This window comes from Dactylosporangium vinaceum (assembly GCF_019904175.1).
Taxonomy (GTDB): domain Bacteria; phylum Actinomycetota; class Actinomycetes; order Mycobacteriales; family Micromonosporaceae; genus Dactylosporangium; species Dactylosporangium vinaceum.
Map to the genome: position 1 here is coordinate 9,420,412 of NZ_CP061913.1, position 24,427 is coordinate 9,444,838.

Sequence of the window (24,427 nt, forward strand, 5' to 3'; positions counted from 1 at the left end):
TGTCATGTGACGCTCCTCGTCGCTGCGACCGCACCCCGGACGAGCGCTGGGCCGCGGTAGATGAATCCGGTGTAGAGCTGGACCAGCGCTGCGCCGGCGTCGAGCATCCGCTGCGCGTCGTCGGGGCGGGTGATGCCGCCCACACCGATGACCGGCAGCCCGCTCTCCTTGGCCACGAACCGCACGACCTCCAGGGCCCGCGGGGCGAGCGGCCGCCCGCTGAGGCCGCCAGCCTCGGGCGTGTCGACCCCGGGGCGCTCGACAGTCGTGTTCGTCGCGATGAGCCCGGCCACGTCCAGGCCGAGGCAGACGTCCAGGAGGTCACCCAGGGCCGCGTCGGTCAGGTCGGGTGCGACCTTGACCAGGATCGGCACCGGGCCGCCGAGCGTCAGGGCCTCGGCGCGCAGGGCACCCAGCAGGGCCGACAGGTGCGCCTTGTCCTGCAGCTCGCGCAGGCCCGGCGTGTTGGGCGAGCTGACGTTCACGGCGAAGTAGGAGCCCAGGCCGTACAGCTGCCGAAAACTGTGCACGTAGTCCTCGACGGCACCCGTCAGCGGCGTGACCTTGCTCTTGCCCAGGCTGATGCCCAGCGGCACCGGCAGCGGGCCCAGCGCGCGCAGCCGGGCCGCGAGCGCGTCGGCGCCGGCGTTGTTGAAGCCCATCCGGTTGACGATCGCCTTGTGCTCGGGCAGCCGGAACAGCCGCGGCCGCTCGTTGCCCGGCTGCGCGTGCCGCGTGACGGTGCCGACCTCGACGAAGCCGAAGCCCAGCCGCGGCCAGGCCCCGAGCGCGCGGCCGTCCTTGTCCATGCCCGCGGCGAGCCCGACCGGGTTGGGGAAGTCGACCCCGAACACGGTCCGGCGGGCGCCCGGCGGGCTGTACGGGCGCCGGGCCCGCGGCAGCCGCGCCAGGGCGCGCAGGGTCCGCTCGTGCACCGACTCGGCGTCGCCGCCGCCCAGCCGGAACAGCACCGGGCGGACGATCCGCTCGTAGGTCGTCACCGCGCTTCCCGCAGGGCCGCGTGCAGCTCCTGCAGCGGCCGCACCGACATCTCCCCGCGGATGAGCGCCTCCACGCCCATCACCGCGGCCGCCGCACCCGGCAGCGTGGTGATGCACGGGATGTCGGCGACCACGGCCGCGCTGCGGATCTCGTAGCCGTCCTGCCGCCCGCTGGAGCCCTGCGGCGTGTTGATGACCAGGTCCACCTCGCCCGCCGCGATGAGCGCGACGGCGTTGCGCCCGGCGCCCTCCTCGAAGTGCTTGGGCACGATCTCGCACGCCACGCCGTAGCGGCGCAGCACCTCGCCGGTGCCGGCGGTCGCCACGATCTTGAAGCCGAGGTCGGCCAGACGCTTGACCGGGAAGACGATCCCGCGCTTGTCCCGGTTGGCCACGGTGACGAGCACGGTGCCGGAGGTGGGCAGCGAGCCGTACGCGGCCGCCTGCGACTTGGCGAACGCGTGCCCGAAGGACGGGTCGATGCCCATCACCTCGCCCGTCGACTTCATCTCGGGGCCGAGCAGGTTGTCGACGCCCTTGCCCTCGGCGGTGCGGAACCGCTTGAAGGGCAGGACGGCCTCCTTGACGGCGATCGGGGCGTTGTCCGGCAGCATGCCGCCGTCGCCCTCGGCGGGCAGCAGCCCCTCCGCGCGCAGCTCGGCCACGGTGGCGCCGAGCGCGATGCGGGCGGCCGCCTTCGCCAGGGGCACCGCCGTCGCCTTCGACACGAACGGGACCGTGCGCGAGGCCCGCGGGTTGGCCTCGAGGACGTAGAGCACGTCGTCCTTGAGCGCGTACTGGACGTTGAGCAGGCCCTGGACCCCGACCCCGCGGGCGATCGCCGACGTGTAGCGGCGGACCTCGGCCAGGTGCGAGGCGGCGAGCGTGATCGGCGGCAGCGCGCACGACGAGTCGCCGGAGTGCACGCCGGCCTCCTCGATGTGCTCCATGACGCCGCCGAGGTACACCTCGCCCGTCGCGTCGCACAGCGCGTCGACGTCGATCTCGATGGCGTCGTCGAGGAACCGGTCGACGAGCACCGGGTGGGCCGGCGAGATCTCGGTGGCCCGGCCGATGTAGTCGCGCAGCGTCGGCTCGTCGTAGACGATCTCCATGCCCCGGCCGCCGAGCACGTAGGACGGGCGCACCAGCACCGGGTAGCCGATCGCGTCGGCGATCAGCTTGGCCTCCGGGAACGTGGTCGCGGTGCCGTGCTCGGGCGAGCGCAGGCCGGCCTCGGTGAGCAGCCGCCCGAAGCGGCCGCGGTCCTCGGCGAGGTCGATCGCGGCGGGTGAGGTACCCACGATGGGGACACCGGCCCGCTCGAGGCGCTCGGCGAGCCCGAGCGGCGTCTGGCCGCCCAGCTGCACGATGACGCCGACGACCCCGGGGCCGCCCGCGTCCCGGCCCGAGCTGTCCTCGGCGTGCACGACCTCGAGGACGTCCTCGAAGGTGAGCGGCTCGAAGTACAGGCGGTCGGCGGTGTCGTAGTCGGTCGACACGGTCTCCGGGTTGCAGTTGACCATGACGGTCTCGAAGCCCTTGGCCCGCAGCGCCATGACCGCGTGCACGCACGAGTAGTCGAACTCGATGCCCTGGCCGATGCGGTTGGGCCCGGAGCCGAGGATGAGCACCTTCGGCCGGTCGGACGGGGTGACCTCGGTCTCTTCCTCGTAGGTGCTGTAGTGGTACGGCGTGCCGGCGGCGAACTCGGCGGCGCACGTGTCAACGGTCTTGTAGACCGGCCGCAGGCCGAGGCGGTGGCGCAGCGAGCGCACCCCGTCCTCGCCGGCGAACTCGGGGCGCAGCGCGGCGATCTGACGGTCGGACAGCCCGGCCCGCTTGGCCCGGCGCAGCAGTGGCCGGTCGAGCACGGCCGCGTCGACGATCTCGGCCCGCAGCTCCACGAGTGCGGCCAGCTGGTCGACGAACCAGGGGTCGTAGCCCGACACCGCGGCCACCTCGGCGACGGAGTGCCCCTGACGCAGTGCGAGCTCCGCGGTGTACAGGCGGCCGTCGTGCGGGATCCTGAGTGCGTCCAGGGCCGATCCGCCGGTCTTGTCGGGGACGGTCCAGAAGCCCGCGGCCTTCGTCTCCATCGAGCGCATGGCCTTGCCCAGCGCCTCCTGGAACGTCCGGCCGAGCGACATCGCCTCGCCCACCGACTTCATCGTGGTGGTGAGCTCCGCGTCGGCGCCCGGGAACTTCTCGAACGCGAACCGCGGGATCTTCACGACCACGTAGTCGAGTGACGGCTCGAAGGCGGCCGGCGTCTTGAGCGTGATGTCGTTGGGGATCTCGTCGAGGGTGTAGCCGATGGCGAGCTTGGCGGCGATCTTCGCGATCGGGAAGCCGGTGGCCTTGGACGCCAGCGCGCTGGAGCGCGAGACCCGCGGGTTCATCTCGATGACGACGAGGCGCCCGTTCTCCGGGTTGACCGCGAACTGGATGTTGCAGCCGCCGGTGTCGACGCCGACCTCGCGAAGGACGGCGATGCCGAGATCCCGCAGCCGCTGGTACTCCACGTCGGTGAGCGTCATCGCCGGCGCCACGGTCACCGAGTCGCCGGTGTGCACGCCCATCGCGTCCACGTTCTCGATCGAGCACACGACGACGACGTTGTCGTGCTTGTCGCGCATGAGCTCGAGCTCGTACTCCTTCCAGCCGAGCACGCTCTCCTCGATGAGCACCTCGTGCACCGGCGACGCAGCCAGGCCGCCACCGGCCAGCCGGTCGAGGTCGGCCGGCGTGTGGGCCATGCCCGAGCCGAGGCCGCCCATGGTGAACGAGGGCCGGATGACGACCGGCAGCCCGAGCTCGGCGACGGTCTCGTGCACCTCGTCCATCGAGTGGCAGACCCGCGAGCGGGGCGTCTCGCCACCGGCCCGGGCCACGATGTCCTTGAACAGCTGCCGGTCCTCGCCGCGGCGGATCGCGTCGATGTCGGCGCCGATGAGCTCGACGCCGTACTTCTCCAGGACCCCGGCCTCGTGCAGCGCGACGGCCGTGTTGAGTGCGGTCTGCCCGCCGAGGGTGGCCAGCAGCGCGTCGGGGCGCTCCTTGGCGATCACCTGCTCGACGAACTCGGGCGTGATCGGCTCCACGTATGTCGCGTCGGCGAACTCGGGGTCGGTCATGATGGTCGCCGGGTTGCTGTTGACCAGGCTGACCCGCAGCCCCTCGGCCCGCAGCACGCGGCAGGCCTGGGTGCCGGAGTAGTCGAACTCGCAGGCCTGCCCGATGACGATCGGGCCGGAGCCGATGACGAGTACGTGCCGGAGATCGGTGCGCTTAGGCATTGGTCTGCATCAGCTCCGCGAATCGATCGAACAGGTAATCCGCGTCGTGCGGCCCCGCTGCCGCCTCCGGGTGGTATTGCACGGTGAAGGCCGGGGTGTCGAGGCAGCGCAGGCCCTCGACCACGTTGTCGTTGAGGCAGACGTGGCTGACCTCGACGGCACCGAACTCGGTGGTGACTTTCTCGTCGAGCGGCGCCTTGACCGCGAAGCCGTGGTTGTGGCTGGTGACCTCGACCTTGCCGGTGGTGCGGTCGAGCACCGGCTGGTTGATGCCGCGGTGGCCGTAGCCGAGCTTGTAGGTGCCGAACCCGAGCGCGCGGCCCAGGATCTGGCTGCCGAAGCAGATGCCGAACAGCGGGATCCGCTCCCCCATGACCGCCCGGGCCAGCTCGACCGGGGCGTCGGCGGTGGCCGGGTCGCCGGGGCCGGGCGAGAAGAACACCGCGTCGGCGCCGAGGGCCTTGATGTCCGCGAGGGTCGCCGAGGCCGGCAGCACGTGGGTGGTGACCCCGCGGGCGGCGAGGCGGCGGGGCACGTTGCGCTTGATGCCCAGGTCGATCGCCGCGACCGTGAGCCGGTGCTCGCCGACGGCCTCCACGGTGTAGCGCCGCGGCGTGCTGACCTCCGCGGAGAGGTCGGCGCCGAGCATCTCCGGCTGCTGGCGGACGCGCTCGAGCAGCCCCTCGGGGTCGTCGTCGACGCTCGACACCCCGACCCGCATGGCACCCCGCTCGCGCAGGTGCCGGGTCAGGGCCCGGGTGTCGATGCCGCTGATCCCGACGACGCCCTCGGTCGCGAGCCGGTCGTTGAGGCTGCCGGTGGCCCGCCAGTTGGAGTAGGTCCGGGACGGGTCGCGCAGGACGTAGCCGGCGACCCAGATGCGGTCCGACTCGTCGTCCTCGTCGTTGATGCCGGTGTTGCCGATCTGCGGCGCGGTCTGGACGACGACCTGGCGGTGGTAGGAGGGGTCGGTGAGCGTCTCCTGGTAACCGGTCATACCGGTGTTGAAGACCGCCTCGCCGAACGTCTCACCGACGGCGCCGAAGGCCTCTCCGCGAAACGTGCGCCCGTCTTCCAGTACAAGCAAAGCTTCTCTGTGCTTCACCGTGTCGCCTTTCCGTTCAGCACCGTCGGCTCGCCGCGCAGGTAGGTCGCCTCGATGCGGCCGCGCAGCTCCATACCGGCGTAAGGGGTGTTGCGTGAGCGGCTGGCCAGTGCCGTCGGGTCGACGGTCCAGCGCACGCTCGGGTCGAAGATCGCGATGTTGGCCGGCTGCCCGACCTCGATGGCCGCCCCGTGACCGGTCAGACCGGCGATGCGGGCCGGCGCGGCCGACATCCAGTCGGCGATCCGGTCCCACTTCGGGCCCATGGTCTGCACCACGATCGCGAGCGCGGTCTCCAGCCCCAGCATCCCGGGCCGGGCGTACGCCCACTCGCACTCCTTGTCCTCGACGCTGTGCGGGGCGTGGTCGGTGGCGACGACGTCGATCGTGCCGTCGAGCAGCCCGGCCCGCAGGGCCAGGACGTCGGCCTCGGTGCGCAGCGGCGGGTTGACCTTGAAGACCGGGTCGTACTGGGTGGCCCGGTCCTCGGTCAGCAGGAGGTGGTGCGGGGTGACCTCGGCGGTGACCCGCCAGCCCTTGGACTTGGCCCAGCGGATCAGCTCGACGCTGCCGGCGGTGGAGACGTGGCAGATGTGCAGCCGCGCGCCGACGTGCCCGGCCAGCAGCACGTCGCGGGCGATGATCGCCTCCTCGGCGACGGCCGGCCAGCCGGTGAGCCCGAGCCGGGCCGCGACCTCGCCCTCGTTCATCTGTGCGCCGGTGGTGAGCCGGGGCTCCTCGGCGTGCTGGGCGATCACGCCGTCGAACGCCTTCACGTATTCGAGCGCGCGGCGCATGAGCCGGGGGTCGCTGACGCAGTGGCCGTCGTCGGAGAAGACCCGGACCCTGGCCGCGGAGTCGGCCATCGCGCCGAGCTCGGCCAGCTGCTCCCCGGCCAGGCCGACGGTGACGGCGCCGATCGGCTGGACGTCGACCAGGGCGGCCTCGCGCCCGAGCCGCCAGACCTGCTCGACGACGCCGGCGGTGTCGGCGACCGGCGAGGTGTTGGCCATCGCGCAGACCGCGGTGTATCCGCCGAGCGCCGCGGCCCGCGAGCCCGACTCGACGGTCTCGGCGTCCTCCCGCCCCGGCTCGCGCAGGTGGGTGTGCAGGTCGACCAGGCCGGGCAGGGCGACGAGCGCGCCCTTGCCGGCCTCGTCGATCGCGACCACCCGTCCGTCCTCGATGTGGATGTCACCGAGCTGCGTGCCGCTGATGACCGTCATGATTTGCCTCCGAGCAGCAGGTAAAGGACGGCCATCCGCACGGAGACGCCGTTGGCGACCTGTTCGACGATCGTGGAGCGGGCCGAGTCGGCCACCTCGGGCGCGATCTCCATGCCGCGGTTCATCGGCCCGGGGTGCATGACGATCGCGTGCTCCGGCAGGCGGCGCATGCGGGGCACGTCGAAGCCGTACCGCCGGGAGTACTCGCGCTCCGAGGGGAAGTACGCCTGGTTCATCCGCTCGCGCTGGACCCGCAGCATCATGACCACGTCGGCGTCGGGGACCACCGCGTCGAGGTCGTAGCTGGTGCTCGCCGGCCACGACCCCACACCGACCGGCAGCAGCGTCGGTGGTGCGACGAGCGTCACCTTCGCCCCGAGCGTGTGCAGCAGCTGCACGTTGGAGCGGGCGACCCGCGAGTGCAGCACGTCGCCGACGATCACGACGTTGAGCCCGGCCAGGCGCTTCAGGCGGCTGCGCATGGTGTACGCGTCCAGCAGCGCCTGCGTCGGATGCTCGTGGGTGCCGTCGCCGGCGTTCACCACGCTGCCCTCGACCCAGTTCGCGAGCCGGTGCGGGGCACCGCTGGCCGGGTGGCGGATCACGACGGCGTCGGCGCCCATGGCTTGCAGCGTCAGCGCCGTGTCCTTGAGACTTTCACCCTTGGAGACGCTCGAGCCCTTGGCCGAGAAGTTGATGACGTCGGCCGACAGGCGCTTGGCCGCGGCCTCGAACGAGATCCGGGTGCGCGTGGAGTCCTCGTAGAACAGGTTCACCACGGTCCGGCCGCGCAGCGTGGGCAGCTTCTTGACCTCGCGGGCGGCCAGGCTGGCCATCTCCTCCGCGGTGTCGAGCACCCGGGTAGCGGTGGCCGCGTCGAGGTCGGCCGCGCTGAGCAGGTGCTTGATCATGCCCGGTCCCCCTTGCTCTTGATGACCACGCCGTCGCTGCCGTCGGTCTCGGCGATCAGCACGCGCACGTTCTCGTCCATCGCGGTCGGGATGTTCTTGCCGACGTAGTCGGCCCGGATGGGCAGCTCGCGGTGGCCGCGGTCGACGAGCACGGCCAGCTGTACGGCGCGGGGCCGGCCGAGGTCCTTGAGCGCGTCGAGCGCGGCCCGGACCGTCCGCCCGGAGAACAGGACGTCGTCGACCAGGATCACGCGGCGCCCGTCGAGGCCACCGGGAGGGATCTCGGTGTGACCCACAGCACGCGTCGCGTGCAGTCGCAGATCGTCCCGGTAGAGCGTGATGTCCAACACACCCACCGGGATATCAAGGCCCTCGAAAGCCGCGATCCGGGCGGCCAGGCGGCGAGCCAGCGGAACGCCGCGAGTAGGTATGCCCAGCAGCACCGTTTCCGCTGCACCGGACGTCTTTTCCAGAATCTGATGGGCAATCCGGTCAACCACACGGGCGACATCTGCCGCCGTTAGTATGGTTTTGCCCAGCTCAGTGCCGGTTGTCGGGGACGACAAAACCAGACCTCCTTCCCCGCCTCACCGGACGGGTCGTTAAAGGACGTCGAACGTCAACTACCCTAACAACCGCCCTGACCAGGGCAACGGAAGGGTCTCAGAGACTTGACCACGCGTCGCGCGCCAGTTACGGTCACGCTCCGTAGCGATCGCTGGGGAAACCCCTCAGGCCAGTGACTGGGAGTGTCCGTATGCCGTCTGAGTACGCCAAGTCTCTTGGTGCTCGCCTGCGCTCCATCCGACAGCAGCAGGGGCTGTCTCTGCAGGGTGTCGAGGAGAAGTCGGCCGGGCGCTGGAAGGCCGTCGTCGTCGGGTCGTATGAGCGTGGCGACCGTGCCGTCACCGTCTCTCGCCTGGCCGAGCTGGCCGAGTTCTACCGCGTGCCCGTCGCCGAGCTGCTGCCCGAGGGCAGCGGAGTCCGCCACGAGCCCACCAACAAGATCGTCCTCGACCTGGAGCGCCTCTACGACGCCGGCGCCGAGGACCTCGCCTACGTGGCCCGTTACGCCCGGGCCATCCAGCAGCAGCGGGGCGACTACAACGGCCGCGTGCTGTCGATCAGGGCGGACGACCTCCGTGCCCTGGCGATCGTCTATGACGCCTCGCCGTCGGGCCTGGTCGAGCGCCTCAACGAGCACGGCGTGCTGGTCACCGACCCGCGGAGCCTGTTCCAGAGTTGAGATTGCGAAAAGGGGCCGCACCCGGTCGGGTGTGGCCCCTTTTCATGTCGCGTAGTCGGCTATTCGCCCGAGGATGCCGTTGAGGAAGCGCGGGGAGTCGTCGGTCGACAGCGTCTCGGCCAGCTCCACCGCCTCGGTGATCGCCACGGGGTTGTCGATCTCGTCGTTGTACAGCAGCTCGTAGACGGCGATGCGGGCCAGGTTGCGGTCGACCACCGGCATCCGCTCCAGCGTCCAGCCCTCGGCGTAGCTGGACAGCAGCTCGTCGATGCGCGCGGAGTGGTCCTCCACCCCCTCGACCAGCCGGACCGTGTACGGCAGGTAGCCGGGCTTCGGCTCGTCGAGGTTTGCCACGTAGGCGGCCAGGACCGACCCGCGCTTCTCGCCGCGCAGATCGGCCTGGTAGAGCACGTCCAGGGCCCGCTTGCGGGCCTTGCGGCGGGCGGTCATCTGGGCGGTGACGTCACCGCCCAGGAACGAGCCACCGGTCGACACGTTCGTCACCGTGCCGTCCACGACGCCGTCGTTGAAGTCAGATGAGGGCACGACGCCTCCACTTCGCCCCGGCGCCGCTGCCCGAGCCGTCCGTCCCGGTGCCCGGCCCCGTCGCGAGCTCCGGACCGGTCACGCCCGGCCCAGGTAACGGCTGTCGCGGGTGTCGACTTTGATCTTCTCGCCGGTCGAGATGAACAGCGGCACGTTGACCGTCGCCCCGGTCTCGACGGTGGCCGGCTTGGTGCCGCCGGTGGAGCGGTCACCCTGCAGGCCCGGCTCGGTGTAGGTGATCTCCAGGACCACCGAGGTCGGCAGCTCGACGTAGAGCGGCGCCTCCTCGTGCGTGGCCACGGTCACCTCGGCCTCGGGGAGCAGGAACTTGCTCGCCTCGCCGACGACGCCGCCGGGCACCGTGATCTGGTCGTAGGTGTCCAGGTCCATGAACACGTAGTCGTCGCCGTCCGCGTAGAGGTACTGCATCGTGCGCTTGTCGACGGTGGCCGTCTCGACCTTCGTGCCGGCGTTGAACGTGCGGTCGACCACCTTGCCGGAGAGCACGTTCTTGAGGGTGGTCCGCACGAACGCGCCGCCCTTGCCCGGCTTGACATGCTGGAACTCCACGACGGTCCAGAGGTCGCCGTCGAGGTTGAGCACCAGGCCGTTCTTCAGGTCGTTCGTGGTTGCCATGTGTATTGACGTCGCTTTCGTCACGGCCGGCGGCAGCCGGGGAGAATGAGAACCCGCCGTCGGCGGGGAAAAAGCCCGGTGAAGTCTACCGGGAGGCCGGAAATCGCGCGACGCAGTGTACTGCTGCCATCGTCTTCCGTTCATAAATCGTTCGCCCTGGGGACACCTGACTCTGCCAGCGTGCCCGGGTGGGAAGACCGGACCTCCTCAACCGTACCCTCGGCTTCGCTGGATCCGTCGCGATCGCGGTGGGCGGTCTGGCTGCCGGGGCGCTTCCCAAAACCGGCGATGACCTGGACACCTGGCCGGTGGTCCGGGAGTTACGGTCCCTCCCGCTGGTGGCGATCGCGGTCGCCTACGTCGGGGTGGCCCTCCTGTGCGGCGCGTGGCTGCGGCTGCGGCGCACCCTCGACGAACACACCCCCGGCGACCTGGCGCGCACGCTGCTGTGCTGGGCCGGCCCCCTGGTCCTCGTCCCGCCGATGTTCAGTCAGGACGTGTACAGCTACCTGGCGCAGGGCGCGATGGTGCACGAGGGGCTCGACGCGTACAAGTTCGGCCCCTCGGCTCTCGGCGGCCAGTTCGCCCAGGAGGTCCCGCACATCTGGCAGAACACCCCGGCCCCCTACGGCCCGCTGTTCCTGCGCGCGGCATCCGCCGTGGTCAACGTCACAGGTCCGCACATCATGTGGGGCGTGCTGGCCTTCCGCGTGATCGCGCTCATCGGCGTCGCCCTGGTCGTGCTGTGCCTGCCCGGCATCGCCGCCCGCTTCGGCGTCCCCGCCCAGCGCGCCCTCTGGTTCGGCGCCCTCAACCCGCTGCTCCTGCTGCACCTGGTCGCCGGCATGCACAACGACGCCATCATGGTCGGCCTGATGGTGGCCGGCCTCTACGCCGCGATCCGCAACCACCCGGCCCTGGGCGCCGCCCTGATCGCCGCGGCCGCCCTGATCAAGGCGCCGGCCGCCCTGGCGCTGCTCACCATCCTGGTCATCTGCCCGCGCGCCTGGCTGCGCATCGGGCTGGGCGCGGGCGCCTCGGCCGTGGGCCTGCAGCTGGCCTCGGGCCTGAGCACCGGCTGGCTCGGCGCCATACGCACCCCGACGTCGGTCCGCAACGGCCTGTCGGTCAGCACCGACCTGGGCATGCTCCTGAGCGCCCTGGGCTGGCCGGAGCCGATGCAGATCATCCGCACGGTGGCCGCTGTCGCCGGCTGCCTGCTGGCCGGCTGGGCCCTCCTGCGCGCGCCGAACCCGATCGCCGGCCTCGGCCTGGCCCTGTGCTCGATCATCCTGCTCGGCCCGGTGGTGCACCCGTGGTACCTGCTGTGGGCCTTCGTCCCGATGGCCGCGGGCCTGCGCCGTATCCCGCAGGCGGCGGTGTGGGGCTCGGTGGGGCTCTCGCTGTTCCTGCTGCCGACCGGCGCTCCGGCGTTCCCGGCCGCGGTGGTCGCCGCGAGCGTCGGCACGGTAGCGGGCCTGCTCTACCTCCGGATGCGCCCCCCGGTCCCGGCCGCACAGCTCACGCCGGCCGTCGCCGCCACCTGACGCGCCGGCGCGAGACCTGGCGATTCGCCCGGTTTGCCACTTGAATCACCGTGCGCACAATCCGGCACACCAGGCACCGGGGACGTGGAGTTACTTCGCGACTGCCGCGTACGCCGCATGCAGCAGATCGTCGGACGGTCCCTCCAGCGTGCCGGGCTCGGCCAGCCCGTCGAGCACCACGAACCGCAGCATCGCCCCGCGCGCCTTCTTGTCGACCCGCATCGCCGCGTGCAGCTCCGGCCAGGCCGAGGCCGGGTACGCGGTCGGCAGCCCCAGCCGCTCCAGGATCGCCCGGTGCCGCGCCGCTACCGACGGGTCGAGCCGGCCCGCGAGGCGGCCCAGCTCGGCGGCGTACACGAGGCCGACGCTGATGGCGTGGCCGTGCTTCCAGCGGTACTGCTCCCGGCGCTCGATCGCGTGCCCGAGCGTGTGCCCGTAGTTGAGGATCTCGCGCAGCCCGCTCTCCCGGAGGTCCTGCGAGACCACGCGGGCCTTCACGGCGACCGAGCGCTCGATCAGCTCGGCCAGCACGGGGCCGGCCGGCTCCAGGGCGGCGGCCGGGTCGGCCTCGATCAGGTCCAGGATCACCGGGTCGGCGATGAAGCCGCACTTCACGATCTCGGCCATCCCCGCGAGCAGGTCGTCCGGGCCGAGCGTGTCGAGCGCGGCCAGGTCGCACAGGACTCCGGCGGGCGGATAGAACGCGCCGACCAGGTTCTTGCCGGCGGCCGTGTTGATGCCGGTCTTGCCCCCGACAGCGGCGTCGACCATGCCCAGCAGGCTCGTGGGTACCGTCACCACCCGCACCCCCCGCAGCCAGCACGCGGCCACGAAGCCGGCCAGGTCGGTCACCGCACCGCCGCCGACGCCCACCACCGCGTCGGAGCGGGTGAACGCGGCCGCGCCGAGGGCGTCCCAGCACCGGGCGGCCACCGCGACGTCCTTGCCGGCCTCGGCGTCCGGCACCTCGATCGGCAGCACCTTCGCCCCGGCCGCGGACAGCGCCGCCTCGACCCGCTCGGCGTGCGCACGGACCGGACCGGCGAAGATCACCGCGACCTGCGCGGCCCCCTTGACCAGGTCGGCCACCCCGTCGCTCGCGCCCCGGCCGATCCGCACGGCGTAGTCGACGACGTCGACGGTCTTCACAGCCGGGCCGCCAGGTCGGCGGCGATCGCGTCCGGGTCGAGCCCGTCGGTGGCCACTGTCACGGTGGCGACCTCCTCGTAGAGCGGGCGGCGCTGATCGAGCAGGTGCTTGAGCGTGGCCCGCGGGTTGATCGCGAGCAGCGGGCGGCCGGCGCCGAGGCCGACCCGCGACAGCGCGTCGGCGAAGCCGACCTCCAGGTAGACCACGGTGTGCCCGGCGAGCGCCTTGCGGGTCTCCGCGGCCAGGATCGCGCCGCCGCCCAGCGCGAAGACGCCGTCGAAGCTCTCCAGGGTGGCCGCGACAGTGGCCCGCTCCAGGGCCCGGAAGTGCTCCTCGCCCTCGTCGAAGAAGATCTCCGGGATGGGCTTGCCGGCCTCCGCCTCGATGGCCGAGTCGGCGTCGAGGAACGGCACGCCGAGGCGCTCCGCGAGCAGCCGGCCGACGGTGGTCTTGCCGGCACCGGGCGCGCCGACGAGCACGGCCCGCGGGCTCACCGGATGACCAGGTTGTCGAGGTAGCCGGCGAGGTTGCGGCGGATCTCCGGTACCGAGTCGCCACCGAACTTCTCGAGGGCGGCCTCGGCGAGCACCAGGGCCACCATCGCCTCGGCGACGACCGCGGCCGCGGGCACGGCGCACACGTCGGAGCGCTGGTTGATCGCCGTGGCCGCCTCGCCGGTGGTCACGTCGACGGTCTGCAGGGCCCGGTTGAGCGAGGAGATCGGCTTCATCGCGGCCCGCACGCGAAGGGGCTCACCCGTCGTCATGCCACCCTCCAGGCCGCCGGCCCGGTCGGTGATGCGCCGGACGCCCTCGGGCGTGTTGATGATCTCGTCGTGCGCGACCGAGCCGCGGGAGCGGGCCTGGGTGAACGCGTCGCCGATCTCCACGCCCTTGATGGCCTGGATCGACATCAGCGCCGTCGCCAGCCGGGCGTCGAGCTTGCGGTCCCACTGGACGTGGCTGCCCAGACCCGGCGGCACGTGGTACGCGAGGACCTCGACGATCCCGCCGAGCGTGTCGGCGTCCTTCTTGGCCGCGTCGACCTCCTCGACCATGCGCGCGCTCGCGTCCGGGTCGAGGCAGCGCAGCGGGTCGGCGTCGATGCGCTCGAAGTCGTCGGGGGTGGGCAGCAGGCCGGGCTTGGCCGCGACCGACCCGAGCTCGATGACGTGCGAGACGATCTCCACGCCCAGTGCCTGGCGCAGCAGGGCCTTGGCCACGGTGCCGACGGCGACGCGGGCCGCTGTCTCCCGGGCGCTGGCACGCTCGAGGATCGGCCGGGCGTCCGTGTGTCCGTACTTCTGCATGCCCGCCAGGTCCGCGTGCCCGGGCCGGGGCCGGGTCAGCGGGGCGTTGCGGGCCTGGGCCGCGAGGAGCTCCGGATCGACCGGGTCCGGCGCCATGACCGTCTCCCACTTGGGCCACTCGCTGTTGCCGACCCGGATCGCGACGGGGCTGCCGAGCGTGAGCCCGTGCCGGAGCCCGCCGATGAACTCGACGACGTCCTGCTCGAAGCTCATTCGGGCACCGCGGCCGTAGCCGAGGCGTCGACGGGCCAGCTCAGCCGCCACGGACGCACTCGTCAGCTCGACCCCGGCGGGCACGCCCTCCAGGATCGCCACGAGCGCCGGGCCATGCGATTCCCCAGCAGTCAACCAGCGCAGCACGCCCGCAAGTTTGTCACGCAGCCCCGTGGTCCCGGGTGCCCGGGCCGCGCACATCCCACCTTCTGGCGCTCAGCGCAGCGCGGCCCGCATGGCGGCGACCGGCGCCTTGGCCGACGTGAACAGCTCGAACTGATCGACCGCCTGCCACAGCAGCAGATCCAGCCCGGAGACGATCGGGCACCCCGCGGCCTGGGCGGCGGCGGCGAGCGGCGTCGGCCACGGGTCGTAGATGGCGTCGAAGACCACCGGCCGGCCGGAGAAGTCCGCCGTCGCCAGGTGGTCGGCCGCGCCCTTCGGGACCGTGGAGATCACGACCGGGGCGGTCGTCGCCTCCGCGGCGGCCGACCAGGGCGCCGCCGTCAGCTCGACGTCGAGCGCCTCCGCGACCGGGCGCAGCTCGTCAGCGGCGGCCGGGCGGCGGGTGTACACGGTGACGTCGGCGGCGAGGCTGGCCGCGGCCGCTATCGCCGCGCGGGCCGTGCCGCCGGCGCCGAGCAGGGCCAGTCGCGGTGTGCGGGCCACGCCGGCCTCGAGCAGGGCGCGGACCATGCCCGGGGCGTCGGTGTTGTACGCGTGCCACCCGTACGGCCGCCGCACGAGCGTGTTGGCCGCGCCGATCGCCGCCGCGAACGGGTCCACCAGGCCGGCGACCGCGAGCGCGACCTCCTTGAGCGGCATGGTCAGCGAGAGCCCGGCCCACTCCGGCCCGAGCGACTCGACAAGGCCCGGCAGCCCCGCCTCGTCACACTCGATGGCGGTGTACTCCCAGCCCGCCAGCGAGGCCGCGGCGTATCCCGCGTTGTGGATCGCCGGCGAGCGCGAGTGGCTCACCGGCGATCCGAGCACGGCTGCCCGCAACTACTTCACGCCGTTCTTCTGCGCCTGGTCCCACAGGGCCTGGAACTCCTTGTACGTCTTGGCGTACGCGGTGTTCCCCTGCGTGTCGATGGCCAGGAAGTAGAAGAAGTCGTGCTTCGGCGGGTTCATGGCCGCGGACAGCGCGCTGGTGCCCGGGTTGCTGATCGGGCCGCGCGGCATCCCGGGGAAGTCGTGCGTGTTGTACGGGTTGTTGCGGTTGTGGATCTCGGAGTTGAGCAGCTCCGTCGACGGCTTGGCGCCCTTGTTCGTGATCTTCAGGTAGTAGTTCACCGTGCTGTCGACCTGGAGGCAGTTGCACGGGAACTTGCCGGTGTAGACCCGGTTGTACAGGACGCGCACGATGCCGGCCTGGTCCTTGTCGAGGCCCTCGACCTGCGCGATCGAGGAGGCGACGAGTGCCTCGTAGGGCGAGATGTGCAGCGCGCTCTGGACCGTGTTCACGAAGTCGATCTTCTCGACCTCCTGGTTGAACCGGGCCACGATGAGCTTCAGGATGCCGGCGGCGTCGACGTTCGGCGGGAAGTCGTAGGTCGCGGGGAACAGGAAGCCCTCGATGCCGGGGTCGCGCGGCTTGCCGTCCTGGCGGGCGTACCAGACGTCGCCGACGCCGAGCGCCTTCGGGTCCTTGGCCGCGGTCTCGAAGTCCGCGTAGGGGATCTTCGTGACCTCCTCGAGCTTCTTGAACGTCTCCTGCCAGGTCAGGCCCTCGGGCAGCGTCACCTTGTTGATCAGGCGGCTCTTCGGGTCGAGCAGCAGGGTGAGCGCGGCGGTGGCCTTCATCTGCTTGCGCAGGTTGTAGAAGCCCGGCTGCAGCTTGCGGCTGCGGTCGTCGTTCTTGGCCGCCTCGACGAACGCCTTGGCGCTCTTGACGACGTCCTTCTGCTGCAGCGTGTCGGCGATCTGCGCGGCCAGCTGGCCCTGCAGGATCTCGACCGTCACCTCACCGGTGCCGCCCCCGTTGTAATCGGGGGCGCTGAACATGTCCTTGACCTTGTCGATGCCGACGTACACGCCGAGGGCGAGGCCGCCGAAGACCACCAGGATCAGGAAGAAGGCGAGGAAGGTCCGCCCGCCGCGGCCCTTCTTGTTCTTCTTGCCCTGGGCCTCGGAGGCGCGTCGCCGCCCGTGGTGCCGGGGCCGCTCCTCGTCTTCCCAGTGGAGATCCAGCTCGGACATCTGTACTCAGCCTCCTGGGCGCTCAGCCACGAACTGCTCCGGCACGTCTGGCGTCGAGCCAGCGCTGCAGGATCTCCACGGCGGCCGCCTGGTCGACGACCGCGCGCTGGCGTCTGCCTCGGACGCCGCGCTCGGACAGCCTACGGGTTGCCATTGCGGTGGACATCCTCTCGTCCGTCAGCAGGACGGGCACCGGTGCCGCCAGCTCCGCCAGCCGGTTCGCGTATTGCCTGATCGAAGCGGCCGCCGGCCCCTCTTGCCCGGCCAGGTTGATGGGCAGGCCGACGACGAGTTCCACTGCTTCGTACTCACCGGCGTGACGCAGGATCTCCGCCATGTCCGACGGGACCTTGTCCGGCTCGGTGTGCTGATCACGGGCGACGGTGGCCACGGGGCTGGCGAGAATGCCGTCCGGGTCGCACACGGCCACACCGACGCGCACCGATCCCACGTCGATGCCGAGGCGACGTCCCCGGGTCCACTGCTCCACAAGCGCACGATAGCCGCTTCGAGCACCTCGCCGCGCGATCCCCCGTCCGCGGAAGTCCCCTGCAAGTGATGCCTAAGGCGCACTTAAACCGTTGGCCGCACAGGGTTTCCCGCCCCGTGCGCACGGCGTCACCGTCCGACACGCCGCCGGCCCTGCTTGTCATCCGTTCGGCGGCGATGTCCGGCTTTTCGGATATTCGAGAAGTGGCACGCGCGGCGCGATGCCGCGATTTCGTGAAATGTCCGATAAGTCGCGGTGCGGAGCGCCCGACTTATCGAGCCGTGGGGAGATCGGTGATCCAGGTGGCGATCTTCAGCCGGGCCTCGGTGCGAGTGCGGAACTGGTAGCGGTGGATGTGCTCGACCTTGATGGTGGAGAAGGTCGCCTCGGCCACGGCGTTGTCGAAGCACGACCCGACCCGGCCCATCGACTGGCGCACCTTCCAGCGGGCGCACGCCCGGCCGAAATCGGCCGAGCAGTATTCGCTGCCCCTGTCGCGGTGGAAGATCACTCCGGCGACATCGCCGCCGCGGGTGACCGCGGCCATGTTCAACGCGGCGACGACCAGGGCGGCGTCGTGGTGGGCGCTCATGGCGTAGCCGAGGATGCGCCGGGAGCGCAGGTCGATGACGGTGGCCAGGTAGAGCCCGCCCTCGCCGGTGACGATCTCGGTCATGTCGCCGCACCCGGCCCGTCCGGCGCGGGCGCAGCGAACTTCCGCTTGACCAGGTCCGGGGCGGCCGGCCGCTTAGAACCATGACTCGGACACCTCCAAGGCCCGGCAGGCCACCGCGTCCGGCACGTCGCGCTCGGTCCTCTGGGCGGCAATGAAGACGGCCACGCTCACCGGCCCGCTCGTCCTCGCCCAACTGCCCGGCAGCCGCCTCACCACGAACCACCCGATCCTGCTGCACCCAGTTGGCCAGGGTGCCGCTGTTGATCCCCAGATCACGCGCTATCTGGGCGAGCGACTTCCCCGTCTCCCGCACGATCCGGACCGCACCCGCACGGAACTCCGGATCGAACCGGCGTCTCGTGTCAGCCATGAACCTCTGTCCCTCAAGTCCAGGCCTCCGGGGCATCGGTAGTGGGTTCGGGCTGCGCGGATGAGTGTGCGGAGGGTGACGATGGCCGCGGCGAGGGAGTGGTAGAGGTCGAACGGCGTCTGCCGCAGCCGTTGAGCCAGGGGGCTTCCACGAACCCAGCGGCGGCCGGCGTGGACGCGCGCGGGTCGGCTCCGGCGGGCGGTACGGCGGCGCCGGCCGGGATCGGGTCGGGGCGGAGTTGTGACCGGCGTCCGGTGAACCGTGACGGCGTGCGGCCAGTAGCCCGGTCCGACCTGGGTGACGACGAACGTTTCCGGCCCGCTGTGGCCACGGCCGACCGGTGAGCGTCAGTCGTGCGCGCCGCACGGTCATCCTGGGGCGCGGCGTGGCGGGCCCGAGGCCGGCGGCGGCTGGGCTCTTGGCGCCGCGGACCCGAAGGGGCCAGGGCCAGCGAATGCTGGGCCCCGGCCCCGGTGTCTGGCGGGAGCGGCGGTCCGCAAGTGACGCGGACCCGAGGAAAGGTTCTGCTCTTTACAGCGCTTTCTCCACCGCGGTCAGCAGGTTCGGCGCCTCGGCGGCGGGCACGCCGCCGCCCTGGGCGAGGTCGGCGTTGCCGCCGCCGCGGCCCGACAGGGCGCCCTTCACCAGGTCGCCGGCTTTCAGGCCGCGATCCTTGCCGGCCGCGTTGACCGCCACGACCAGCGACGCCTTGCCGCCCGCCCGCGCGGTCACGGCCACGACGGCCGGGCGGTCGGCCGGGATGCGGCCGCGGATCTCCTGGACGAGCGTGCGGACCTCGTTGGCCGACGTGCCCTCCGGAGCCTCGGTGCCGACGAACGCGATGCCGTGCACGTCGCGGGCCCCCTCCGCGAGGGCGCCCGCGCCGGCCAGGACGACCTGGGTGCGCAGCTTCTCCAGCTCGCGCTCGGCGTCGCGGAGCTGGGCGACCGTCTGCTCGACGCGGTCGGCCACCTGGTCGCCGGGCACCCGGAAGAGCTCGGCCAGGCGGGACACGAGCAGGTGCTCGCGGGCCAGGTGGCTGAACGCGTCCAGGCCGACGAGGGCCTCGACGCGCCGTACACCCGAGCCGACCGACGCCTCGGAGAGGATCTTCACGAGGCCCAGCTGCGCCGAGCGCTCGACGTGCGTGCCGCCGCACAGCTCGCGGGCGTAGTCGCCGACCTCGACGACCCGGACCTCGTCGCCGTACTTCTCGCCGAAGAGGGCCATGGCGCCGATCTTGCGCGCCTCCTCCTGGGAGGTGATGAACGCGTGCACCGTCAGGTCGCGCAGGAGTACCTCGTTGACCTGCTGCTCCACGTCGTGCAGGACGCTCGCCGGGACGGCCGCCGGGGTGTTGAAGTCGAAGCGCAGCCGGCCCGGGGCGTTGAGCGAGCCCGCCTGGGTCGCCGACTCGCCGAGGAAGTTGCGCATCGTCTGGTGGATCAGGTGGGTCGCGGTGTGAGCCCGGGAGACCGCGCGGCGGCGGTCGATGTCGATCTCGGCGAACGCGGTGTCGCCGGGGTGGACCTCACCGGCCACGACCCGGGCCCGGTGCACGATCAGGCCGGGCAGCGGCGACTGGACGTCGAGCACCTCGACCCGGCCGCCGCCGAGCGTGATGAAGCCGGAGTCGGCCAGCTGGCCGCCGCTCTCCGCGTAGAACGGGGTCGCGTCGAGGACCACCGAGACCTCGTCGCCCTCCCCCGCGACCTTCGCGCCGAGCAGCGAGCGGACCCGCGACTCGCGGACCGTCTCGCGGTAGCCGGTGAACTCGACCGGGCCGCCGTCCTCCAGCGCGGCGCGGTACACCGAGAGGTCGGCGTGGCCGGTCTTGCGGGCCTTGGCGTCGGCCTTGGCGTTGGCCCGCTGCTCGGCCATGAGCCGGCGGAAGCCGTCCTCGTCGACCGCCAGGCCCTGCTCGGCCGCGATCTCCAGGGTCAGGTCGATCGGGAAGCCGTAGGTGTCGTGCAGCTGGAACGCCTTGTCCCCGGCCAGCAGCTTGCCGCCAGTGGCCTTCGTCTCGGTGACGGCCAGGTCGAGGATCGTGGTGCCGGCGTTGAGGGTCTGCAGGAAGCGCTCCTCCTCGCCGTACGCGTACTGCGAGATCCGGTCGTACTCCTCGGCGACCTCGGGGTAGGACGGGGCCATGCAGTCGCGGGCGATCGGCAGCAGCAGCGGCAGCGCCGGGCCCTCCTGCCAGCCGAGCAGCCGCATCGAGCGGATTGCGCGGCGCAGGATCCGGCGCAGCACGTAGCCGCGGCCCTCGTTCGACGGGATCACGCCGTCGGAGATGACCATCAGCGCGGTGCGCACGTGGTCGGCGATGACCCGCAGGCGCACGTCGTCCGGGTGCGACTCCGCGGCGACGTGGGAGACGGCCTGGCCGTAACGCTTGCCGGTGAGCTCGGCCGCCTTGGCCAGGATCGGCTTGACCTCGTCGATCTCGTACAGGTTGTCGACGCCCTGGAGCAGCGAGGCGATGCGCTCCAGGCCCATGCCAGTGTCGATGTTCTTGTTCGGCAGGTCACCGACGATGTCGAAGACTTCCTTCGACTTCACGTTGGTGATCTCGTGCTGCATGAAGACGAGGTTCCAGTACTCCAGGTACCGGTCCTCGTCGACCTCCGGGCCGCCGGACTTGCCGTAGGCGTCGCCGCGGTCGTAATACAGCTCGGAGCACGGTCCGGCCGGGCCGGGGATGCCCATCGACCAGAAGTTGTCCTTCTTGCCGCGGCGCACGATCCGCTCGGCCGGCAGCCCGGTGCGCTTCCAGATGTCGATGGCCTCGTCGTCGTCGAGGTAGACGGTGGCCCAGATCTTCTCCGGGTCCAGCCCGAAGCCGCCCGCCTCGACCGGCTTGGTCGACAGCTCCCAGGCCAGCTTGATGGCGCCTTCCTTGAAGTAGTCGCCGAAGCTGAAGTTGCCGTTCATCTGGAAGAACGTGCCGTGCCGGCTGGTCTTGCCGACCTCGTCGATGTCGGGGGTGCGGATGCACTTCTGCACACTCGTGGCCCGCGCATAGGGCGGGGTGCGCTGCCCGAGGAAGAACGGCACGAACTGGACCATGCCGGCGTTGATGAACAGCAGGTTGGGGTCGGCGATGGCCGGCAGCGGGGCCGAGGGGACGACGGTGTGCCCGTTCGTCTCGAAGTGGTTGAGGAAACGTCGCTTGATCTCGGCGGTTCTCATCCGTGCTGCCGGCCTTCCGGGTATAGATCTTCGTCAAGGGTCAGGTGGTCGGAGAACGCCGCTTGGATCTCGGCCTCGCGCTCGGCCATGCCGTCACGCACGTCGTCGACGAAGCTGCGCACGCCGGCGGCGATCCCCGCGGCGGAGTCGCGCGCCGACGCGGCGAGGCCCTGCGGAGTGAAGGCCTGCGCCTTCTTGGTGACCGCCCGGACCACCAGCGCCCCGACGGCGAGGCCGATTCCGAGCCACAGCAGACGCCGCATGGCTCAACCCTTCCCTATCGTGTTTTCGGTGGTACTTCCAGTAAGTGGTGCGGTGCTCAGGTGCGCTTGCGCCGCTGCTTGATCTGCTCGCGGACCTCGGCCTCGTCGGCCGCGCTACGGCGGTTCGCGGCCGCCTTGCGCACCCCGTAGCCGAACGCGGCCACCTTCACCAGCGGGTTGGCCGCGGCCGCGCTGACCACCGTTGACAGGTTCGCAACATTCGCGCTGACGTGCGACACGTTTTCGGTGATGGTGTCGATCCGCGCGAGCTGCATGTTGACGCCGTCGAGCGTCGTGTGCACCTGCGTCAGCGCGACGTTCACATTGTCGATGGTGGTGTTGACCCGCTCCAGCATGGGCGTGGTCTGATGCGCGGCGTCCTGCAGCGCGCCGGTCGCCGCGTCAATCGTTTTCCGCAAGCGCAAAATCGGCACCGCGAGCACGAGCACGAGCACAAAGAACCCACCCGACGCCACCAGCGCCGCAATACCGCCCAGGGACACGGTCACGCCAAGCCTCCTCAACCCGCATGAATGCGTGATTCCAACGGAGGAACCCTACCCTCCGTGATGCATTGCCGCGCTTCGACCGGCGCACTTGTGCGCTTTCGTTCGCGGTATCGTCACGGGCCCGGTTGCCCACCGCCGCCGGGGTCGTAACTTATGCGGTTGAAAACTTTGATCGTGGTGACGGCGAGCGGACAGATCGTGGTCGGCGCCCCGTTGCCGTCCCCTCCGGCCGGCGGCTGCGATACCGCCGCCGACGGCGCTTTGGCCGACGCCTTCCCGGTCGGCGTCTTGGCCCCACCGGTCGCCGCGGGCGGCGCCGGGCTGATCGTCGGGCGCGCTCCCTTCACGTCGCAGACGGCGGCGCGGACCCAGAGGTCGAGTACGTACTCGTCGCGCTGCCAGCAGGTCTCGATACCGTCCACGCCCGCGGCCTGGCAGTCCGGGATGTCCCACTCCACCCACCCGGCGTCGCGCAGCTTCCCGACGAACGCCCGGTTGGTCTCGTCCGGCCCTCGCGCCGACTCCCACGTACGCTGCCGGGACCGGCACTCGTTGATGCACCACCGGCTCCCGACGGCCCCGTCGGTCGGGTTGCGCGCGGCCCACTCGGGCAGGTTGAGCTCGTCGAGCTCGGCGAACACCGGGTCCCGCGACAGTTCCCGGATCACGAAGAACGCGACAGGTGCGCCGATGACCGCCAGAACCAGGAAGATGATCGTCGCGTACCGCAGCTGCCGAACCCGCTTCACCTGCGCCCGCTGGAGCAGCCCGAACGGCGCGACCTGCGTGGCACCCTCCCAGTCGACGACCACGGGCGAGGTGGCCTGCCCCCGGTACGTCACCGGGTTCGGGTCGAAGCGCGCCAGGTCCACGAACGGCTTCGCCGGCGGCCCGTCCCCGAGGAACTGCCCACCGGGTGCCCGCCCGTTGCCGAACGGCCCCTGACGCCCGGACGCGCCACCGGCTCCACCGGGCCCGCCGGGTCCGCCCGGCCCACCGCGGCGCCCGCCCGGCCCGCCACGCCCACCGGCTCCGCGCCCGTCAGGCCCACCGTGGCGAGGCCCGCCACCGCGAACGTCACCGGTGCGCGGCTCACCACCCTTACGCACGTCACCGGTACGCGGCTCACCCCCGCGCACGTCACCCGTGCGCGGCTCGCCTCCACGCACGTCGCCGGTCCGCGGCTCACCACCCTTACGCACGTCACCCGTGCGCGGCTCACCTCCACGCACGTCGCCGGTCCGCGGCTCACCACCCTTACGCACGTCGCCGGTGCGGGGGTCGTTGCCGCGCACGTCGCCGGTGCGCGGGTCGTTGCCGCGCTCGGGCATGCGCTGGCCGGGGGCCTGCGGGGGCGGTGGGCCCGGAGCCTGGGGTGGCTGGGGCGTGGCTTGGAAGGCCGCGTACGTGTCGGGTTCGGCGGCGTGGCGGCGCCCGCCACGCCCGCCGTCGGCCGGACGTTCGGCCGGGCGCTCACCGGGGCGCTCCGAGGGCCGGCCGGGTGGCGCGGACGGTGGAGGTGTGCTGTCTCCCTGGCGCGGCTCAGGCAGGGCGTGCGCGGCCCGGCGGCTCCCGGTCGGCGACTCCTGCTCGGCCTCGCGCGCCCGGCGACGGCCCCGGGACATGGGCATCTCAGCAGGCGGCGGCGCACCGGGCGGCGCGGACGGCGCGGAGGACCCGGCCGCGGGCGAGCCGTCGGCCCGGGCCAACCCGGACTGCGCCGACGATCCGTCCGCGGGCCCGGCGTCGGCCCGGCCGAATCCGGACGGCGCCGACGATCCCGGCTCGCCCGGGAATGCGGTGTCCGCCCGCGCGAATCCGGGCGGCGTCGACGATCGGCCCGACGAGGTATCCGGCCGGGCGAATCCGGGCGGCGGCGCGGCGGCGGCGGTTGCGATCGGAGCGGCCGGACCGTTCGGGCGGGACGGACCCTGCGACACGGAGCCCGGCGAGCGGGAGGGGCCCTGCGGCGCGGAGCCGGTCGAGCGAGAGGGGCCTTGCGGCGCGGAGCCGGGCGGCGGGGCCGGCGATCCGGACGGGCCGAGGGTCGCCGCGGCCGTGGCCTCCCACGAGGCGGCCATCTCACGCGCGGAGCGCCGCCCGCGGGGCGACCCGTGGTGCTCGGTGTCGCGACCGCCGCGGCCCGTCTCAGCGCGCGACCCGGACGGTCCGCCGCGCCATGGCTCGCTGTTCTCGGCGGGCCGGGCGGCGGCCGGGCGGGAGCCGGACGGGGACTCGCTCCACGGGTCCGCGGGTGCGGCCGGGCGGGAGCCGGAGGGCGACTCGCGGCGTGGGTCGGCCGCAGTGGCGGGGCGGGAGCCGGAGGTGGACTCGCGGGCGGCGTCGCGGGGCAGGCGCCAGACCTCCGTCGCCTCGGGCTTGGCCGGGGGCTTGGGAGGCGCCGGCGGTGGGGGTGCCGGCGGGCGGGTCTGGGTGTCGGCCTCGCGCAGGACGTCGCGCGGGGGGCGCCAGGTGGGCATGGCCTCGGTGTTCGGGCCGGCCTCGGGCGGGGCGAACCGGGCGGGCGGAGCCTCCGG

The 24,427-nt window shown here is 72.0% G+C and carries 21 protein-coding genes and 1 pseudogene; 2 read left to right on the top strand and 20 right to left on the bottom strand.

The annotated features are described in order from the left end of the window. Window positions 1-2 precede the first annotated feature (2 nt). From Dvina_RS42100 to pyrR, 6 genes are read right to left on the bottom strand one after another with little or no spacing between them, the layout of a single operon-like run. Window positions 3-1,001, bottom strand: a complete 999-nt coding sequence (locus tag Dvina_RS42100; protein WP_223095921.1) for a quinone-dependent dihydroorotate dehydrogenase — start codon at window positions 999-1,001, stop codon at window positions 3-5. After that, window positions 998-4,300, bottom strand: a complete 3,303-nt coding sequence (gene carB / locus Dvina_RS42105) for a carbamoyl-phosphate synthase large subunit (protein ID WP_223095923.1) — start codon at window positions 4,298-4,300, stop codon at window positions 998-1,000. The genes Dvina_RS42100 and carB overlap by 4 nt, the downstream gene beginning before the upstream one ends. Beyond that, a complete protein-coding gene (gene carA / locus Dvina_RS42110) occupies window positions 4,293-5,405 on the bottom strand; it encodes a glutamine-hydrolyzing carbamoyl-phosphate synthase small subunit (RefSeq protein WP_223095926.1) in 1,113 nt (370 codons plus the stop codon). The genes carB and carA overlap by 8 nt, the downstream gene beginning before the upstream one ends. Continuing rightward, complete coding sequence (locus tag Dvina_RS42115; protein ID WP_223095928.1) at window positions 5,402-6,631, bottom strand: dihydroorotase; 1,230 nt, start codon at window positions 6,629-6,631, stop codon at window positions 5,402-5,404. The genes carA and Dvina_RS42115 overlap by 4 nt, the downstream gene beginning before the upstream one ends. After that, window positions 6,628-7,542: an aspartate carbamoyltransferase catalytic subunit gene (locus Dvina_RS42120; protein WP_223095930.1), complete on the bottom strand. Its 915-nt coding sequence runs from the start codon at window positions 7,540-7,542 to the stop codon at window positions 6,628-6,630. Before Dvina_RS42120 ends, Dvina_RS42115 begins: the two co-directional genes overlap by 4 nt. Continuing rightward, window positions 7,539-8,108 (bottom strand): bifunctional pyr operon transcriptional regulator/uracil phosphoribosyltransferase PyrR, encoded by a 570-nt coding sequence (pyrR, locus tag Dvina_RS42125; RefSeq protein ID WP_379993053.1) that lies wholly within the window; start codon window positions 8,106-8,108, stop codon window positions 7,539-7,541. Before pyrR ends, Dvina_RS42120 begins: the two co-directional genes overlap by 4 nt. 191 nt (window positions 8,109-8,299) lie before the next feature. On the opposite strand from pyrR, the gene bldD reads away from it, so the two are divergent. After that, window positions 8,300-8,788 (top strand): transcriptional regulator BldD, encoded by a 489-nt coding sequence (gene bldD / locus Dvina_RS42130; protein WP_033356835.1) that lies wholly within the window; start codon window positions 8,300-8,302, stop codon window positions 8,786-8,788. Window positions 8,789-8,830: 42 nt separating this feature from the next. On the opposite strand, the gene nusB is transcribed toward bldD, so the two are convergent. Beyond that, the gene (nusB, locus tag Dvina_RS42135) at window positions 8,831-9,238 is read right to left on the bottom strand and encodes a transcription antitermination factor NusB (protein ID WP_223106016.1); all 408 of its coding nucleotides are present in this window, start codon (window positions 9,236-9,238) and stop codon (window positions 8,831-8,833) included. Window positions 9,239-9,412: 174 nt separating this feature from the next. Continuing rightward, window positions 9,413-9,970 carry an elongation factor P gene (gene efp / locus Dvina_RS42140; protein WP_223095932.1) on the bottom strand — a complete coding sequence of 186 codons (558 nt, stop codon included), beginning with the start codon at window positions 9,968-9,970 and terminating at the stop codon, window positions 9,413-9,415. A 188-nt stretch (window positions 9,971-10,158) separates the two neighbouring features. On the opposite strand from efp, the gene mptB reads away from it, so the two are divergent. Further along, window positions 10,159-11,517: a polyprenol phosphomannose-dependent alpha 1,6 mannosyltransferase MptB gene (gene mptB, locus Dvina_RS42145; RefSeq protein WP_223095934.1), complete on the top strand. Its 1,359-nt coding sequence runs from the start codon at window positions 10,159-10,161 to the stop codon at window positions 11,515-11,517. Window positions 11,518-11,607: 90 nt separating this feature from the next. On the opposite strand, the gene aroB is transcribed toward mptB, so the two are convergent. The 12 genes and pseudogenes from aroB to Dvina_RS42205 all read right to left on the bottom strand — a co-directional run bounded on the left by aroB (window position 11,608) and on the right by Dvina_RS42205 (window position 22,762). Beyond that, window positions 11,608-12,666: a 3-dehydroquinate synthase gene (gene aroB / locus Dvina_RS42150; RefSeq protein WP_223095937.1), complete on the bottom strand. Its 1,059-nt coding sequence runs from the start codon at window positions 12,664-12,666 to the stop codon at window positions 11,608-11,610. Further along, on the bottom strand, window positions 12,663-13,160 hold the full coding sequence (locus Dvina_RS42155) for a shikimate kinase (RefSeq protein ID WP_223095941.1): 498 nt from the start codon (window positions 13,158-13,160) through the stop codon (window positions 12,663-12,665). Before Dvina_RS42155 ends, aroB begins: the two co-directional genes overlap by 4 nt. Further along, window positions 13,157-14,335 carry a chorismate synthase gene (gene aroC, locus Dvina_RS42160; protein ID WP_223095943.1) on the bottom strand — a complete coding sequence of 393 codons (1,179 nt, stop codon included), beginning with the start codon at window positions 14,333-14,335 and terminating at the stop codon, window positions 13,157-13,159. Before aroC ends, Dvina_RS42155 begins: the two co-directional genes overlap by 4 nt. Window positions 14,336-14,404: 69 nt before the next feature. Beyond that, window positions 14,405-15,193, bottom strand: a complete 789-nt coding sequence (locus Dvina_RS42165) for a shikimate dehydrogenase (protein ID WP_223095945.1) — start codon at window positions 15,191-15,193, stop codon at window positions 14,405-14,407. Beyond that, window positions 15,194-16,390 (bottom strand): endolytic transglycosylase MltG, encoded by a 1,197-nt coding sequence (gene mltG, locus Dvina_RS42170; RefSeq protein ID WP_223095947.1) that lies wholly within the window; start codon window positions 16,388-16,390, stop codon window positions 15,194-15,196. 22 nt (window positions 16,391-16,412) lie between these two features. Further along, window positions 16,413-16,880: a Holliday junction resolvase RuvX gene (gene ruvX / locus Dvina_RS42175; protein ID WP_223095949.1), complete on the bottom strand. Its 468-nt coding sequence runs from the start codon at window positions 16,878-16,880 to the stop codon at window positions 16,413-16,415. 271 nt (window positions 16,881-17,151) lie between these two features. Beyond that, entirely contained in the window at window positions 17,152-17,556 is a 405-nt protein-coding gene (locus tag Dvina_RS42180) for a DDE-type integrase/transposase/recombinase (RefSeq protein WP_223095951.1), read from the bottom strand. 283 nt (window positions 17,557-17,839) lie between these two features. Beyond that, window positions 17,840-18,298, bottom strand: a pseudogene (locus Dvina_RS55855) (transposase); the annotation flags it as partial. A 159-nt stretch (window positions 18,299-18,457) separates the two neighbouring features. Further along, on the bottom strand, window positions 18,458-21,118 hold the full coding sequence (gene alaS, locus Dvina_RS42190) for an alanine--tRNA ligase (protein ID WP_223095987.1): 2,661 nt from the start codon (window positions 21,116-21,118) through the stop codon (window positions 18,458-18,460). Next, on the bottom strand, window positions 21,115-21,381 hold the full coding sequence (locus Dvina_RS42195) for a DUF6167 family protein (protein ID WP_223095989.1): 267 nt from the start codon (window positions 21,379-21,381) through the stop codon (window positions 21,115-21,117). Before Dvina_RS42195 ends, alaS begins: the two co-directional genes overlap by 4 nt. Before the next feature lie 56 nt (window positions 21,382-21,437). Further along, window positions 21,438-21,884 (bottom strand): DUF948 domain-containing protein, encoded by a 447-nt coding sequence (locus tag Dvina_RS42200; protein ID WP_223106017.1) that lies wholly within the window; start codon window positions 21,882-21,884, stop codon window positions 21,438-21,440. 119 nt (window positions 21,885-22,003) lie between these two features. After that, window positions 22,004-22,762 carry a hypothetical protein gene (locus Dvina_RS42205; RefSeq protein ID WP_223096010.1) on the bottom strand — a complete coding sequence of 253 codons (759 nt, stop codon included), beginning with the start codon at window positions 22,760-22,762 and terminating at the stop codon, window positions 22,004-22,006. Window positions 22,763-24,427: the final 1,665 nt, after the last annotated feature.

Excerpts from the sequence above, each read along its gene's own strand:
- carB (WP_223095923.1), bottom strand. The coding sequence starts at position 4,300 with ATGCCTAAGCGCACCGATCTCCGGCACGTACTCGTCATCGGCTCCGGC.
- Dvina_RS42115 (WP_223095928.1), bottom strand. The coding sequence starts at position 6,631 with ATGACGGTCATCAGCGGCACGCAGCTCGGTGACATCCACATCGAGGAC.
- Dvina_RS42120 (WP_223095930.1), bottom strand. The coding sequence starts at position 7,542 with ATGATCAAGCACCTGCTCAGCGCGGCCGACCTCGACGCGGCCACCGCT.
- bldD (WP_033356835.1), top strand. The coding sequence starts at position 8,300 with ATGCCGTCTGAGTACGCCAAGTCTCTTGGTGCTCGCCTGCGCTCCATC.
- nusB (WP_223106016.1), bottom strand. The coding sequence starts at position 9,238 with ATGACCGCCCGCCGCAAGGCCCGCAAGCGGGCCCTGGACGTGCTCTAC.
- efp (WP_223095932.1), bottom strand. The coding sequence starts at position 9,970 with ATGGCAACCACGAACGACCTGAAGAACGGCCTGGTGCTCAACCTCGAC.
- mltG (WP_223095947.1), bottom strand. The coding sequence starts at position 16,390 with ATGTCCGAGCTGGATCTCCACTGGGAAGACGAGGAGCGGCCCCGGCAC.
- Dvina_RS42180 (WP_223095951.1), bottom strand. The coding sequence starts at position 17,556 with ATGACCGAGATCGTCACCGGCGAGGGCGGGCTCTACCTGGCCACCGTC.
- alaS (WP_223095987.1), bottom strand. The coding sequence starts at position 21,118 with ATGAGAACCGCCGAGATCAAGCGACGTTTCCTCAACCACTTCGAGACG.
- Dvina_RS42195 (WP_223095989.1), bottom strand. The coding sequence starts at position 21,381 with ATGCGGCGTCTGCTGTGGCTCGGAATCGGCCTCGCCGTCGGGGCGCTG.